A 15,579-nucleotide genomic window follows, 5' to 3' on the forward strand; every position below is an offset into this window, starting at 1 on the left:
TGTTACTCACCCGTCCGCCGCTAACGAATCAAAAGCAAGCTTTCGATTCGTCCGCTCGACTTGCATGTATTAGGCACGCCGCCAGCGTTCGTCCTGAGCCAGGATCAAACTCTCCATAGAAAGTTCATATCTCTAGCTTCTTTACGCTTTTCGCTTCGTTCAGTTTTCAAGGAACATCTTCGTCACTATTTGAGCGACTTTCTTATGTTATCACATCACAAATCCGATGTCAACAAGTTTCGTTTTTAACCGCCGCCACATCTCAGTAGCGACGATTAAAAATATATCATGAACATTTTTAAACGTCAACACTTTTTTTATTTTTTTCAACTACATAGTGTCTATGAAATACTCCTTGTCCTTTCGTTGCAATTTTTTCAACAGTAATCAGGTGTTTTTCAACTAAAAATTCAAGCAAAATCTCCAAATCAACACCATATACCGACAACTCTTTTTCGTTTAACAAATCGGCCATAGACCACGATGTTTCTCTCTTCTCCAGCACGTGTATCAGATGACTTGCTCCTTGCTTTAACTTCGAATGAATAAAAAAATCACTTGCTAAAAATAACAATTGCAATCGTTTATCAAGTGGTTCCTCACTCCCGACTAACTCTGCATACAATTTATAAATTTGCGGTTCAATCTGTTTGACCTGATTCCATACAGTAACTTCGGGATAAAAACCGTGCTCGATAATAGATAGACGAGCTAAATGATGAAGAGCATGCAACACATGATTGTACGCATCAAGCCATTGATCTTTTTCAAAAAAACTCCTGCCCTCAATGTAACGACGCACTAGCTTTGCGAACTCTATCCCCATCTTTACCTTTCTTTCCTCTTCCGGAAACTGCAATAGACGTTGGCGCAATTGTCCAATATATTCGTTGCGTTCGAATAAAATTTTTCCATTTAACAACCAATTCATTACTTTACGATTTGAACCGAGCAACACCCATTCTTTTACTCGATGTTCATCTACAACGTACAATGATGCACTTTTTTCACCAAACACGTAATGTTTAATAAAAACCGCTTCTTCTCCCTCTCGAACGATAACGAATAAGATAACATCAAATAAATCCGTCTCCGGAGAATAATCCGATCCTCTTTCAACCATTAAAATACCGAGAGTGCGTGACTGACTAGCTCGCTCTTGGTAAATCGGGCGTAACACATCTTCCATAATCGAATCCTCCACTTTTCAACATTGTTTGACCGTATTCGACATTTTTAAAAAAATTCCTGCTTGGTTAATGCTTATCATTCAAAACTTATGATATAGTTATGCGTAGGAGGAGATAAATGTGGGTGTAAAATATTCAAGCAAAATTAACAAAATTCGTACGTTTGCGTTAAGTTTAATTTTTATCGGATTTTTCGTCATGTATGGAGGCATCTTTTTTCGTACATCGCCGATTGTTATGACATTATTTATGATTTTAGGACTGTTGTTTATTATCGCAAGTACAGTCGTTTATTTTTGGATTGGTATGTTGTCAACAAAGACGGTACAAGTCGTTTGCCCTTCATGTAACAAAGTAACAAAAATGCTAGGTCGAGTCGATGTATGTATGTATTGCAACGAACCACTCACCCTTGATCCAACGCTCGAAGGGAAAGAGTTTGATGAAAAATATAATCGGAAAGTAAGGGACAAAAAAAGCTGATAGCATCGATGCTACCAGCTTTTTTAATGATGTCCCTTTTGACAATCCGGGCACGTTCCGTAAATCTCCATCCGATGATGACTCACTTTAAAACCTGTCACATGTGCCGCTAAATCTTCTACTTCATCTAAGCCCGGGTAATGGAAATCGACAATTTTCCCACATGTTTCGCAAATAACGTGATAGTGATGTGTCGTAACAAAATCGAAACGACTAGATGCGTCACCATACGTTAACTCTTTAACGAGACCGACTTCTTTAAACACGCGCAAATTATTGTACACAGTTGCGACACTCATATTTGGGAATTTTCCTTCCAAAGCTTTATAAATTTCATCCGCTGTTGGATGGGACATTGACTGAATCAAATATTCGAGTATCGCATGACGTTGCGGTGTAATACGGACGCCGGTTTCTTTCAACGTATGAAGCGCTTCTTTTAATTGATGTGCGTGCGTCACCGTCATGCCCCCCACTTTCATTTATAAAAATTATAATTATTACTTTATAATTTTTATAAATAGTGTACAAAAAAATAAAACCTTTTGTCAATTGTATTTTCCAGAAAGAAAAAAGGGCGACTCTACACAGAATCGCCACATACGTCTTTGAGGAGGTGTGTGCTCTACTATATCGTACGCAACGATTTCATTATTTGTTTGAGCTAATCGCCTGTTTTAAAGCGTTTAGCACCTCTTCAACATGCCCATTTACTTTCACTTTTCTCCATTCTTTTATAATTTGACCATCTGGGTCGATTAAAAATGTCGAACGCTCAATCCCCATATACTCTTTCCCAAAATTTTTCTTTAACTTCCACACATTATACAACTTCGCTACGTCTTGCTTTTCGTCGGCAAGAAGTAAAAACGGTAAGCGATGCTTTTCAATAAACTTTTTATGTCGTTCAATGGAATCAGGGCTGATTCCGATGACAACTGCCCCAAGTTCCGTAAATACTTCGTATTGATCACGAAACTCACAAGCCTCTGTCGTACATCCCGGCGTCATGTCTTTCGGGTAAAAATATAATACGATGTACTTCCCGCGAAATTGTGACAGCGTGACGTTTTCCCCATTACTTGCTGGCAATGTAAAATCAGGTGCTTTCATGATTCTCTCCCCTTATCTTCTTTCTGCATCTATCACCGTTCGGACAACAAAAGCGGCGGGTAGTGCGTAGCCGAGTAGCGCTTCGACCATCGCAATCCACCGACCAATTCCAATCGGTACAATATCCCCGTAGCCGACCGAAAATAGTGTAACTGCACTAAAATATAAACTCGTTTCGACATATTGAAAAAAGTTAGAAGCGTTTATATTCTCCCCATTTTCCATCATAACAACATGTCCATTTATATGCAAAATTGTATACACGAGTGCAAAACCGATCATTGTCGTTGAATAAACAAATAAAATGGCAATAAAATTTTTCACTGAAATAACAGAACGTTTCGTTTGCCAAAACGAAATAAAACTCATACATATAACAAAAACGATCATGCCAATCCACACATACGTCACAACATCCCCTCCTGTTCCTTTATATATACGAGGGGATGTTTTATTTAATTCCCTGCACCACGATAACGTTTGACGCCCGCATTCCATAGCAGCAATGATAACGTAAAACATACAATGCCCATCACCGGTGTTAAAAATGAATACATATACCATTCCGTTTTACGCAAAAAATACGCCGACGGATACACGCCGACAAACGCAAACGGTAAAATCCATGTCAAAATGTAGCGAATAATACGATTATAAATATCAACCGGATATCTCCCGTAGTTTCCTATGTTATACATCATCGGCATAATTGAACTGCGCGCATCAGACCAAAAACTGATACTTGCTAACGAAATAAAAATGCCTGCGTAAACAAACGTTCCTCCTAGCACGAACAACACAAACAAAATCGCATCATACCAATGAAACGTTATATCTAATCGAGACGCAGCATACCCCATGACAATGAAACCGGTAATACCTCCAAGGAGCGACTCGAGTTCCATTCGTTCAAGTACAATTTGAAATAAACTATGCACAGGTCGAGTTAACACTCGATCCATCTCTCCGCGCACAATATATCGTTCATTAAAATCCCAAATGTTAAAAAATGAAGCAAATAAAGCGAAAGGAATTAAAAAGAAACCGTAAATAAAAATAATTTCATCGCGCGTCCAACCGTTTAATAATTGCGTATGCCCAAATACAACAAGAATAAAAATTAAATTTACCCCTTGAAACATCAGGTCAGACAAAAACTCAACAACCAAATCCGTTCGATATTGCAACTTTGTCTTAATATATTGGCTCATATATTGGAAGAAAATAGACATATAAAACATATGTTCACCCCCCTTGAATGATAAGTTTTCGTTTGGCTGCTTTCCATAGCAAATAAATCGGAACGATCAGTACGACACACCAAACAGCTTGAAACATCATTCCTCTGATCGCAGCATCCCCTGTGAAGCTTTCCGTAAAAATCATACTTGGGATGTAACTAATCGCTTGAAAAGGCAAGTAGTGCATCACATGTTGCGCCCACTCGGGATAAAAACTAATCGGCAAAATGAGCCCCGAAAATAAATCAATGATGAAACGTTTAGCCCGAAGTAATCCTTCCCCGTTTAACGTAAAAAATGTGACCATCCCTGCTAATAAATTGAGCTGCGAGTTAATAATAAAGCTAAGCGTTGTCGATAAAGCGAAGTAACCCCACGTATGAACATTCGTTGTAAATTGAAGCGAAAAAACGAATGTAACGATAACCATGCCCGGAAGCGAGAAGAAAAGTAAGCGAAAAATTCCTTCTCCAAGCCCTTGCATCGTTTTCATGACTAAATAGTTGTACGGACGAATCAGTTCAATCGCCACTTTACCATCACGAATTTCCATCGCAATTTCACGATCAATGTTATTAAAATAAAACGCTCTTGCCATCCATGCGATCGCCACATACGTAGTCATTTGTTCTACTGTCATCCCTTGAATAGACGATTGCCCTCCATAAATGGCAGACCACAAAAAATAATACGCACCAATATTGATGCTATAAATAAAAATGCCGCTATAATAATTCGTTCGATAAGCTAACATCATTAAAAAACGCATACGAATCATTTCAATATATTTAGCCATGATGAATCCCTTCTTCATAAATGTTGCGAATAATTTCTTCCGTTGAAACTTCACGAATGTGAATATCTTTTAACTCATAGGAAGAAACAACTTTTCCGATCACATGTGCCATATCATTCGCGCGAACATGCGCAATCCAGCTGTATCGGTCTTCCCCTTGTTCCCATGTAACATGAACGAGCGATGTCAGCTCTTCTTTTGAAACAAGATCTCGAAATTGGAAGTGAATCTGTTTTCCTTCTCCCCAGTTTTGTTTTAAATGTTGCAATGACCCATCATAAATGATTTTCCCTTCATCAAGCATAATAACGCGTTCGCAAAGCGCTTCAATATCTGTCATATCATGCGTCGTTAATAAAATCGTCGTGTTGTATTTTTCGTTAATTTCTTTTAAAAACTGACGAATTTTTAACTTAACAAGCACATCTAAACCAATTGTTGGCTCATCTAAAAATAAAAGTGGCGGATTATGAATAAGGGCAGCAGCCAATTCACAGCGCATTCGTTGACCAAGCGATAACTTGCGCACCGGCTTATCAAGTAACGGACCAATATCTAACGTTTCAATGACATGATCCATATGTTCGTTATAGTCTTGGTCAGAAACGCGGTATACTTTTTTTAACAACCGGAATGACTCTTGCACCGCAATATCCCACCATAATTGCGATCGCTGACCAAACACAACGCCGATCGTCTGCACGAAACGTTCCCGCTCTTTATGTGGATTCATCCCATTCACAACAACTCGTCCAGATGTCGGCGTTAAAATTCCTGTTAACATTTTGATTGTCGTCGATTTACCTGCTCCGTTTTCTCCAATGTATCCAACCATTTCGCCCTGTTTGACAGCAAATGAAATATCGTCGACAGCACGAATGATTTTATAGTTTCTCGTGAACAAATCACGAAACGCTCCTGCTAAACCAGACCGACTAGAGTGAGATTTAAATTCTTTCCGTAGTTTTTCTACTTCAATCGCATACATGTTCCTCACCTCTTATGAAATCACTATTCACTAGTGTAACGAAAATGTTGAAACTCAACAAATGGTGTGCTCAAATAAATGTGATAAAATAAACACCATGAAAGAAATTTTACATAAAAGGAGGAGGCTTCGCGTGAATTTTACGAAGTCTGAACAATTATATCAAGAAGCGCTCGAACATATCGTTGGTGGCGTCAACAGCCCTTCTCGTTCATATAAAGCGGTTGGAGGCGGTGCTCCTGTCGTTATGGAAAGAGCACAAGGGGCATATTTTTGGGATGTAGATGGAAACAAATATATCGACTATTTAGCTGCTTATGGCCCTATTATTACTGGACATGCTCATCCGCACATTACAAAAGCAATTCAACACGCAGCTGAAAACGGTGTTTTATATGGGACACCAACACCGTATGAAATTACGTTCGCGAAAATGTTAAAAGAAGCGATCCCTTCCCTCGAAAAGGTGCGTTTCGTCAATTCGGGAACAGAAGCGGTCATGACAACAATTCGCGTCGCACGCGCATACACAGGTCGTGATAAAATCGTGAAATTTGCAGGTTGTTATCACGGCCATTCCGATCTCGTTCTTGTTGCGGCTGGTTCTGGACCATCCACATTAGGTACACCTGATTCAGCAGGGGTACCAAAAAGTATTGCACAAGAAGTGATTACTGTTCCTTTTAATGATGTCGATGCGTTTAAACAAGCGATGGATCGTTGGGGAAATGAAGTAGCAGCCGTTCTTGTCGAGCCTATCGTTGGTAACTTCGGTATCGTTGAACCAAAACCAGGCTTTTTACAAGCAATTAACGATATTGCTCACGCGGTCGGAGCGCTCGTCATTTACGACGAAGTCATTACAGCTTTTCGTTTTATGTATGGTGGCGCTCAAAACTTGCTCGGCATCGAACCAGACTTAACCGCACTCGGAAAAATTATTGGTGGCGGATTACCAATTGGTGCGTATGGCGGTAGAAAAGACATTATGGAACAAGTAGCTCCACTCGGTCCTGCTTACCAAGCCGGAACGATGGCGGGAAATCCCGCTTCCATTTTAGCAGGTATTGCTTGTTTAGAAGTATTACAACAAGAAGGTGTGTACGAACATCTCGATCATCTCGGCGCGATGTTAGAGGCTGGCATTTTAACACATGCGAAAACATACGATATTCCTGTGACGATTAACCGTCTAAAAGGAGCACTCACCGTATACTTTTCAACAGAAAAAGTAGAAAACTATGAACAAGCCGAACGAACAGATGGAGAAATGTTTGCTAAATTTTTCAAGCTTATGCTTCATCAAGGGATTAATCTCGCTCCTTCGAAATATGAAGCATGGTTCATTACATTAGCCCATACAGAAGAAGACATTGAATATACAGTTAAAGCGGTAGAACACGCATTTAAATCCTTAAAAAATGAATAAATATACAAAATGACGAGGTGATACATATGTTTCCACCTCGTTTTTTACGCTCAAAACCAATGAAAACGCTTACAAATTTCATGAACGTTTTGTTACATGAACTGAATATCATATCCAAAAACATGAATAAATAATTGATTTTCTGTCATGGTCGTGTTAATATAGACTATAAAATTTAGAAAATTTTATTTTTTTAAAAAGTTTTTGTAGGAGGTGGCGAAGGCGAGAAGCGAATGATAGTCGCTTGTAAGCCGCATGCTATGAAACAACGGTGGAATCCAGCTTCATTTCAACATTTTTACAAACATGAGCACGACGCGTGTGGAATTGTCGCTGCGGTTGAAAAACGACGCATCCCGACAAGAGAAAACATTACAACATGTATTAACGCCCTCGTCACAATGAATCATCGCGCAGGATTTATCAACGGAGAAGGAGATGGCGTCGGCATCCACATCGACATTCCAAAAGCGCTTTGGAAAGAAAAATTGGCTGTTGCCCAACTTAATCCTCAACTCGTTGACCGCGATGATTTTATCGTTGGCCATATATTTATTACACGAACAACGAACGTGGAAGAAAAAAAAGCACGTATGCGCCAATTGTTTGCTCAGTCCCAATTGACGCTCATTTTTGAATCTGACCGCGTTACATCTTCTTCAGCGCTCGGTCCAATTGCTTTACGCGAAGAACCAGTATTTTGGCAAGTTGCTCTTTTACCAAATCATCAACAAAAAACATTATCTCAAACATTATTTGAATTAACAATTGAGATCGAAAAAGATGAACATATTCATGTCGCTTCGTTAAGCAATCATCACGCGATTTATAAAGTCATGGGTGCTGGTGATATTTTACCAAAATATTATCATGACTTAGCGAGTCCGCTTGTCGCATCTACGATGACACTTGGCCATAATCGCTATTCAACAAATACATTATCAAACTTTTTCCGCGTTCAACCGTTCAGCGTTCTAGGTCATAACGGTGAAATTAACACGATTGCCAAACTACGTGAAGAAGCAACAATGATCGGTGTCCCGTTGACAAACGGCGGAAGCGATTCGCAAGATTTAAGCCGTACGATGGAAACGCTCATTTATCGAGATGGTTATACGCTATTTGAAGCGATGGACTTTTTATTCCCACCAATCGTAAACGAAATAAAAAACTATCCAGATCATTTACAAGATTTATATACTTACATTCGCGAAGCTTGGGGACATTTTGCGCAAGGACCTGCCGGCATTATTTCTCGCCATGCCGACGAAGCCGTGTTTAGCGTCGATGCACTTGGATTGCGTCCACTTTGGAAAATTGAAACAGAGCATCGTTACGTGTTCGCATCGGAACCAGGCGTTATTCCAGCGTGCGAATATACAGGAGAACCAAAACCGCTCGCACCAGGAGAAAAAATCGGCCTAACGTGGCAAGCAGACGGATCGATTCGTGTTTACGAATATGCCGATTATCAGCAAGAAGTATACAATCGTATTCAAAAGCGTTTAAATATCGAAAATATGCGCCAACGTTTACAAACACCAACATTTAAACCATATGTGTTCGTTGCGCAACCAACAAAAGTGCATAATGGGCAATACGCTGCATTCGGTTGGGATCGCGAGCATATTCAATTGCTCGAACAGATGGCGGAAAAAGGGGCAGAACCTATTCGTTCGCTCGGTCATGACGCTCCGCTTGCAGCGATCGATCCTGAACGAAAAAACATTGCTGATTTCATAAAAGAAAGTGTGGCGGTTGTCACCAACCCTGCTATTGACCGCGACCGCGAAACAGAACATTTTTCGACGCGCGTGGTTGTCGGAAAGCGGCCAAGTATTGTTTCACATGAAGAACATCCGTACACAGTTGAACTTCTTTCACCTATTTTAATTGAAGGAAAGCTCGGAAACGAATGTGCCGAAACATTGCAACAACCATCATATGATCAACTCGTCCATGCATTTAAAGAAAAACAATTAGCATACTTTATATCAGCGACGTTCGTTGAGCACGAAACGATCCCGATGGCGCTTAATCGCTTAGGCAAAGAAGCATGTGAAGCTGTCGCAAATGGGAAAACGTTACTTATTATTGACGATGTAAAAGCGCATCAAAGTGGGCATTTATGGATTGATCCGCTCCTTGTCATATCAGCCATCGATCAAGCATTAACAAAAGCAAATTTACGAAGAGACTGTTCCCTTCTTCTTCGTTCAGGAGCAATTCGCTCGTTGCATGACTTTATCGTTGCTTACGGACTTGGCGCGAACGTCATTAGCCCATATTTAATGTTTGCGACAGTATCTGACACGTCAACTCGTCCAGCAATTCATTTATATCAAGCATTAAATAAAGGGCTTGAAAAAGTCATCTCAACGATCGGGATTCATGAATTGCGCGGGTATAGCCGTCTGTTTTCGTCCATCGGGCTACACGAAGACATTTCATCTGTATTAAATATCGTGAACTTTTTTGGCTCGGATTCACTTAGTCAAAATTTCGAAGCACTAAAACAAGATGCGATCGCCCGTGCAAAAGATTTTGAAGCAGAGCAAGCAAAGTTACGAAAAACGTTTCACGTATTCCCACGTATTTGGAAGGCAATTGGCGAAGTGGCGCAAACAGGATCATACGATTCATATCGTGAAAAATTAACAGAAATTGAAACCGAAACACCAACAGCCATTCGCCATTTAACAGACTTAAAACAAGCAGACGTCCCTGCTAAAAAAGAACACGTCGACATTTCAGTTGGTGAACATAGCTTGCCGTTTGTCATTGCTTCGATGTCATTCGGTTCACAAAATGAAATTGCCTTTCGTGCATATGCCGAAGCAGCAAATCGCCTCAACATGATTAGCTTAAACGGTGAAGGTGGCGAAATTAAAGATATGCTCGGTAAATATCCGCGCACGCGCGGGCAACAAGTCGCCTCTGGTCGATTTGGCGTTAATGCTGAGCTACTTAATTCATCCAATTTGCTCGAAATTAAAATTGGGCAAGGGGCAAAACCAGGCGAAGGTGGTCATTTACCAGGTTCAAAAGTAACAGCTAAAATTGCTGAAGCGCGAAACGCAACGATCGGCTCTGACTTAATTTCACCGTCAAACAACCATGATATTTATTCGATCGAAGACTTAGCGCAAATGATTGCTGAATTAAAAACAGCAAATGACCAAGCAAAAGTGGCTGTCAAAGTGCCTGTCGTCCCTAATATCGGCACGATTGCGGTCGGCATCGCAAAAGCTGGCGCTGACATTATTACGCTAAGCGGTTTTGACGGCGGCACAGGAGCAGCACGCATTCATGCCATTCAACACGTTGGCTTACCTGTAGAAATTGGCGTCAAAGCGGCACATAACGCCCTTTTAGAAGCCGGATTACGCCATCAAGTGGAAATTTGGGCAGACGGCGGCATTAAAAGTGCAATGGACGTGATTAAAGTTATGCTTCTCGGCGCCAATCGCGTCGGTTTCGGAACGTTAGCGATGATTGCCATCGGATGTACGACATGCCGTGGTTGTCATTTAGATACATGCCATGTCGGAATCGCTACGCAAATTGAATCAGAAGCACAAGCGAAAGAACACGGTTTGCGTCGCTTCGTTCCAAGACAATTCGAGCAAGCCGTACAAAACTTAGTTCGTTTCTTTACCGCTTTCGGTGAAGAACTTAAAGCGCTCACCGCATCACTTGGTTATACAAACTTGCAGCAACTTGTTGGCCGCTCCGATTTACTTGAACAAACACGCGGACGAGATCGCATCAACTTAACGACATTATTAAAACCGTTAGACATCGGCCAATGGTATCAAAAAGAAGTAGCAGCAACATCAGAAGAAGGAAAACTTGCGGTGGCCGCTGGTGCTGAATATTTAGACTACCAAGTTGAAGACTTGCACCGCTCTCGTGAATTTTCAACTGTCACAGCTGAACAGCGTGTACTCGGTAGCCGTGTTGCATGCCATCGGGTACGTGGTCGATTAGACGGATCGTACAAAAAATTACCAAATATTTCTCTGCGCTATAAAGACGGGTCTGTGCCGGGCAATGGGCTCGGTGCGTATAACGTCGCGGGTATTCATATTCACGTCGATGGCGGAGCACAAGATGGCGTCGGAAAAACATCGTTTGGTGGTGGTATTTTCATCTTTAAATCAAAAGGAAAAGACGGGAAGTTTTACAACGGATCAGTCGGAAAAGGATTTGGCTACGGCGCCCAAAAAGGACTATTAGTCGTGCAAGGAAATGCCGATGCGCGTGCAGGCATTCGCCTATCAGGGGCGGATATGATTATCGGCGGTCAAGTGACAAAACCAATTCCTGAAGTAGAACATGGCAATATCGGTGTCAACGCAAACATTAAAGGATTTGCCTTTGAATATATGACAAACGGTCGCGGGCTCGTGCTCGGAGACCCTGGCCCATGGATTTGTGCAGGAATGACAGGCGGTGTCATCTATTTGCGCCATCAACCAGAAATGGGATTAACGAAAACAGCTCTTGAACGCCGCATCGCCAAAGGTGCCAACGTCACGATTCAACCACTAAACGAAAAAGGAAAAGCAGACGTTAAAGAACTACTTGGCACATATATTGATTTACTTATCGAACATGAACAGCACGACGAAGTAGCAACGATTCAACCGCTGTTGCAACAGCCGGAACAACACTTTTTCCAAGTCATTCCGAAAAAAGAACAAGCTGATCCATCGGTGTCAACAGAATAAACATAAAAAGAACTGTCTCGAAAATGAGGCAGTTCTTTTAATTTTTTTCCTTTTTTCTTGATATACTGATGAAAAGCATGTATATTTGTTTGTTGTTCTTACAAGATGATAAAAAGAAAGGAATTTGAGTGACAATGAGACTTGGAGCCCGCGTCTTTAAAACCGGGATTGCAATTACGTTTGCTTTAGTTTTAGCGAAATTACTTCAGCTACCCTCACCTGTATTTGCTGGCATTTCGGCTGTCTTTGCGATGCAACCGACAATTTATCGTTCATATTTGTCTCTAATTGAACAAGTGCAGGCTAACGTTATTGGTGCCATTTTCGCGATCGTTTTTACATTAATTTTCGGACACGATCCATTTATTATCGGATTAACTGCCATTTTAGTTATTGCGTTGTTTCTTCGTCTTCGTTTGGAATCTTCTATTTCTGTCGCGCTTGTGACAGTCATTGCGATTATGGAATATACGGAAGATCACTTTATTGAATTTGCGCTTATCCGCTTTTCGACGATTATGTTAGGGGTGCTTGCAGCGTTTGTTGTGAATTTAGTGTTCCTTCCACCAAAATATGAAAAAAAGCTATATACAAAAATCGTTGAATATACCGAACATATTTTGAAATGGATTCGTATGAACGTTCGCCATGCATCCGAGCATCATTTACTAAAAGAAGACATTGAAAAATTAAAAGAAAACATGATGAAACTTGATCAGCTTTATTTGCTTTACAAAGAAGAACGGACGTATTTTCGTAAACATAAATATAGTAAATCACGCAAACTCGTATTGTATCGCCAAATGATTGTAGCGACAAATCGCGCGTTAGAAACGTTAAAATTGTTACATCGTTTGGAAAACGAGCTAGCTCATACATCTGTTGAACTTCAAAACGCCATTAAAAACGAACTCGACTGTTTACTAAATTACCATGATCAAATATTGCTGAAGTTCATTGGAAAAGCAAAATCCGATCCACAATCACAATTTGCGACAGAAGCGTGCTTTGGAAAAAAAGGATTAATCCACTCATTTTTAAGCCATTACGCTGCACAAAGTGTTCACCAAGAAAATTATCAACTATTTCCACTGATCGGGGCGATTATTGAATATAGTCATCAACTTGAACATTTAGATACACTCATCGAAAGTTTTCATCATTATCATAAAGAAGAACATGTCGTCCCTACTCCAGAACAAGAATAAAAGATGTCCCGTTTATGCCTCGGGACATCTTTTTAGCTCTTCATGCGCGGATCCAATGCATCGCGCAATCCATCTCCCATTAAGTTAAATCCTAACACCGTTAGCATGATTGCCAGCCCTGGAAAAATCATCGTCCAAGGCGCCTGTGTTAAATACGCTTTTGAATCGGCTAGCATTTTCCCCCATTCCGGGTTCGGCGGCTGAGCTCCTAATCCGAGAAACCCAAGCGCTGCTGCTTCAATGATTGCCGTCGCAATCGCAAGCGTGCCTTGTACAATAATTGGCGCCATACTGTTTGGTAAAATGTGATGAAATAAAATGCGTGCATCACTCATCCCGATTGCTTTTGCTGCTGTAATATACTCCTCCTGCTTAATGCTTAATACACGCGAACGAATGAGACGACCGAAGTTTGGAATGTTAATGATTGCAATCGCAATAAGTGCATTTTTCAACGACGGTCCTAAAACGGCAACGATGCCGATTGCTAACAAAATACTTGGAAACGCCAGCATAATGTCAAATATGCGCGAAATGACGGCGTCGATCCAACGCCGATAATACCCTGCGATAATTCCAAGTAAAGAACCGATGACTACCGAACCTAATACAGAAAAAAATCCGACCCATAGCGAAATGCGTGCTCCATAAACGACGCGAGAAAAAATATCTCGCCCGAAATCGTCTGTCCCAAATATATGGTCTTTCGATGGGGCTTGTAAACGCATCGAAAGTTGTTGATCGTTCATCTCGTACGGAGCAATTAATGGGGCAAAAACAGCAAGCAAAATGAAAAATAGTACAATGCCGCTTCCGACGAGAGCCATTTTATTTTTCCGAAAGCGAATCCATCCTTCTTTCCATAACGATGTCGCTTGTTCTTCTTGTTGTACAATATTTGCTTCGTTTCGTGCAAGCTCAGCCAATTCGCTTCCCTCCTTTAGTTATATTTAATGCGCGGATCGATCGCTGCATATAACAAATCCACAATTAAATTAATGAAAATAAAAATCATCGACACAATCAAAATACCAGATTGAATGACAGGGTAATCACGATAGCCGATCGCTTCATAAATATAGCGACCAATTCCCGGCCAGCTAAAAATCGTTTCGGTTAAAATCGCACCGCCAAGCAACAACCCCATTTGCAAGCCAATCACCGTCAACACAGGGATGATCGCATTTTTTAACGAATGCTTGTACACTACCCAAAACATACTTAATCCTTTCGCACGTGCTGTGCGAATATAATCGGACTTCATCACCTCAAGCATGCTTGAGCGAGTCATGCGAGCAATAATCGCCATTGGGATCGTTGCTAAAGCGACGCTCGGAAGCACTAAATGTTGCAACGTTTGAACAAACTGATCTGTATGTCCTTGCATTAACGTATCAATGACATATAAGTGGGTAATCGGTTCAATCGGATTACGAACATCTTCACGTCCAGATGTTGGAAACTAATCTAAGTTAATTGCAAAAATCCATTGTTCCATCAACCCAAGCCAAAAAATCGGCATCGAAACGCCAACTAACGCTAACACCATCGCTACATAATCAAACCAAGAATTTTGAAACCACGCGCTAATAATCCCTGCGTTGACACCGATCACAACCGCAATGAACATCGCCGCAATGGATGTTTTGGATGACGGAAAATCGTTTGAACGTCCCCTTCTTCAATAATTTTTCCTGCATACATCACAACAACGCGATGGCACATTTCTGCGACGACGCCTAAATCGTGCGTAATCATCATAATCGCTGTGCCGAATTGTTCGTTTAACTGCTTCATCAAATGTAAAATTTGTGCTTGAATCGTCACATCTAAAGCGGTCGTTGGCTCGTCGGCAATTAATAAAGACGGGTTGCATACCATCGCCATCGCAATCATGACGCGCTGTCGCATACCTCCAGATAACTGATGCGGATATTCATCAATCATCTCTTCGGCACGAGGTAAACCAACAAGTTTTAACATATCAATCGCTCGTTTCCGCGCTTCCGCCTTGCTTATGTTTTGATGAATGCGAATCGCTTCAATCATTTGGTTCCCAATTGTAAAAAGTGGATTCAATGACGTCATCGGCTCTTGGAAAATCATTGCGATTTCATTTCCTCGTATTTCTTTCATCCGTTTTTCCGACGCTAATGCAATATTTTCATCTTTAAACCATATTTCTCCATCTGCAATTTTGCCAATTCCTTTCGTCAACAATTCCATAATCGAAAGCGATGTGACGCTTTTTCCGCAGCCTGATTCACCGACAACGCCTAAAATTTCGCCTTTATTTATGTAAAAGTCTACACCATCAACCGCAGGAACTTCCCCTTCGTCTGTGAAAAAGCATGTTTTTAAGCTTTTGACTCGTAAAATCGCTTCATCTCCCACGGAA

Annotated in this window: 12 protein-coding genes, 1 rRNA gene and 2 pseudogenes; 4 read left to right on the plus strand and 11 right to left on the minus strand. The window is 40.9% G+C overall.

Annotation, left to right across the window (positions count from 1 at the left end):
- Together ETB99_RS13245 and ETB99_RS13250 are read right to left on the minus strand one after the other, a co-directional pair.
- Positions 1 to 120: ribosomal RNA gene (locus tag ETB99_RS13245) — 16S ribosomal RNA — on the minus strand; the annotation flags it as partial.
- A gap of 178 nt (positions 121 to 298) precedes the next feature.
- A complete protein-coding gene (locus ETB99_RS13250; RefSeq protein WP_129000781.1) occupies positions 299 to 1,189 on the minus strand; it encodes a nucleotidyltransferase-like protein in 891 nt (296 codons plus the stop codon).
- 121 nt (positions 1,190 to 1,310) lie between these two features.
- On the opposite strand from ETB99_RS13250, the gene ETB99_RS13255 reads away from it, so the two are divergent.
- Positions 1,311 to 1,673, plus strand: a complete 363-nt coding sequence (locus ETB99_RS13255; protein WP_004888918.1) for a YgzB family protein — start codon at positions 1,311 to 1,313, stop codon at positions 1,671 to 1,673.
- Positions 1,674 to 1,696: 23 nt separating this feature from the next.
- Here the strand turns inward: ETB99_RS13255 and perR are convergent, their stop codons facing one another.
- From perR to ETB99_RS13285, 6 genes are all read right to left on the minus strand, one after another.
- Positions 1,697 to 2,140 carry a peroxide-responsive transcriptional repressor PerR gene (gene perR, locus ETB99_RS13260; RefSeq protein WP_026011847.1) on the minus strand — a complete coding sequence of 148 codons (444 nt, stop codon included), beginning with the start codon at positions 2,138 to 2,140 and terminating at the stop codon, positions 1,697 to 1,699.
- 184 nt (positions 2,141 to 2,324) lie between these two features.
- Positions 2,325 to 2,786 carry a thioredoxin-dependent thiol peroxidase gene (gene bcp / locus ETB99_RS13265; protein ID WP_077429385.1) on the minus strand — a complete coding sequence of 154 codons (462 nt, stop codon included), beginning with the start codon at positions 2,784 to 2,786 and terminating at the stop codon, positions 2,325 to 2,327.
- Positions 2,787 to 2,798: 12 nt separating this feature from the next.
- Positions 2,799 to 3,197 (minus strand): potassium channel family protein, encoded by a 399-nt coding sequence (locus ETB99_RS13270; protein ID WP_164970124.1) that lies wholly within the window; start codon positions 3,195 to 3,197, stop codon positions 2,799 to 2,801.
- 44 nt (positions 3,198 to 3,241) lie between these two features.
- Positions 3,242 to 4,027 (minus strand): ABC transporter permease, encoded by a 786-nt coding sequence (locus ETB99_RS13275; RefSeq protein WP_004888914.1) that lies wholly within the window; start codon positions 4,025 to 4,027, stop codon positions 3,242 to 3,244.
- A gap of 4 nt (positions 4,028 to 4,031) precedes the next feature.
- Entirely contained in the window at positions 4,032 to 4,823 is a 792-nt protein-coding gene (locus ETB99_RS13280; RefSeq protein ID WP_006322070.1) for an ABC transporter permease, read from the minus strand.
- Positions 4,816 to 5,811: an ABC transporter ATP-binding protein gene (locus tag ETB99_RS13285; RefSeq protein WP_077429387.1), complete on the minus strand. Its 996-nt coding sequence runs from the start codon at positions 5,809 to 5,811 to the stop codon at positions 4,816 to 4,818. The genes ETB99_RS13280 and ETB99_RS13285 overlap by 8 nt, the downstream gene beginning before the upstream one ends.
- Before the next feature lie 133 nt (positions 5,812 to 5,944).
- Here ETB99_RS13285 and ETB99_RS13290 point away from each other — a divergent pair, with 133 nt between their 5' ends.
- From ETB99_RS13290 to ETB99_RS13300, 3 genes are all read left to right on the plus strand, one after another.
- On the plus strand, positions 5,945 to 7,240 hold the full coding sequence (locus ETB99_RS13290) for a glutamate-1-semialdehyde 2,1-aminomutase (RefSeq protein WP_077429388.1): 1,296 nt from the start codon (positions 5,945 to 5,947) through the stop codon (positions 7,238 to 7,240).
- Positions 7,241 to 7,500: 260 nt separating this feature from the next.
- A complete protein-coding gene (locus ETB99_RS13295; RefSeq protein ID WP_171700819.1) occupies positions 7,501 to 11,973 on the plus strand; it encodes a glutamate synthase-related protein in 4,473 nt (1,490 codons plus the stop codon).
- Between the two features lie 134 nt (positions 11,974 to 12,107).
- Positions 12,108 to 13,181 (plus strand): FUSC family protein, encoded by a 1,074-nt coding sequence (locus ETB99_RS13300; RefSeq protein ID WP_171700804.1) that lies wholly within the window; start codon positions 12,108 to 12,110, stop codon positions 13,179 to 13,181.
- 32 nt (positions 13,182 to 13,213) lie between these two features.
- Here ETB99_RS13300 and nikC read toward each other — a convergent pair whose 3' ends face one another.
- From nikC to ETB99_RS13315, 3 genes and pseudogenes are all read right to left on the minus strand, one after another.
- The gene (gene nikC, locus ETB99_RS13305) at positions 13,214 to 14,107 is read right to left on the minus strand and encodes a nickel transporter permease (protein WP_171700805.1); all 894 of its coding nucleotides are present in this window, start codon (positions 14,105 to 14,107) and stop codon (positions 13,214 to 13,216) included.
- Positions 14,108 to 14,121: 14 nt separating this feature from the next.
- Positions 14,122 to 14,823 (minus strand): annotated as a pseudogene (locus ETB99_RS13310) (ABC transporter permease); the annotation flags it as partial.
- Positions 14,820 to 15,575: pseudogene (locus ETB99_RS13315) on the minus strand (ABC transporter ATP-binding protein); the annotation flags it as partial. The pseudogenes ETB99_RS13315 and ETB99_RS13310, both read right to left, overlap by 4 nt.
- Positions 15,576 to 15,579: the final 4 nt, after the last annotated feature.

Source organism: Anoxybacillus sp. CHMUD (assembly GCF_013096965.1).
Lineage (GTDB): Bacteria > Bacillota > Bacilli > Bacillales > Anoxybacillaceae > Anoxybacillus > Anoxybacillus kestanbolensis_A.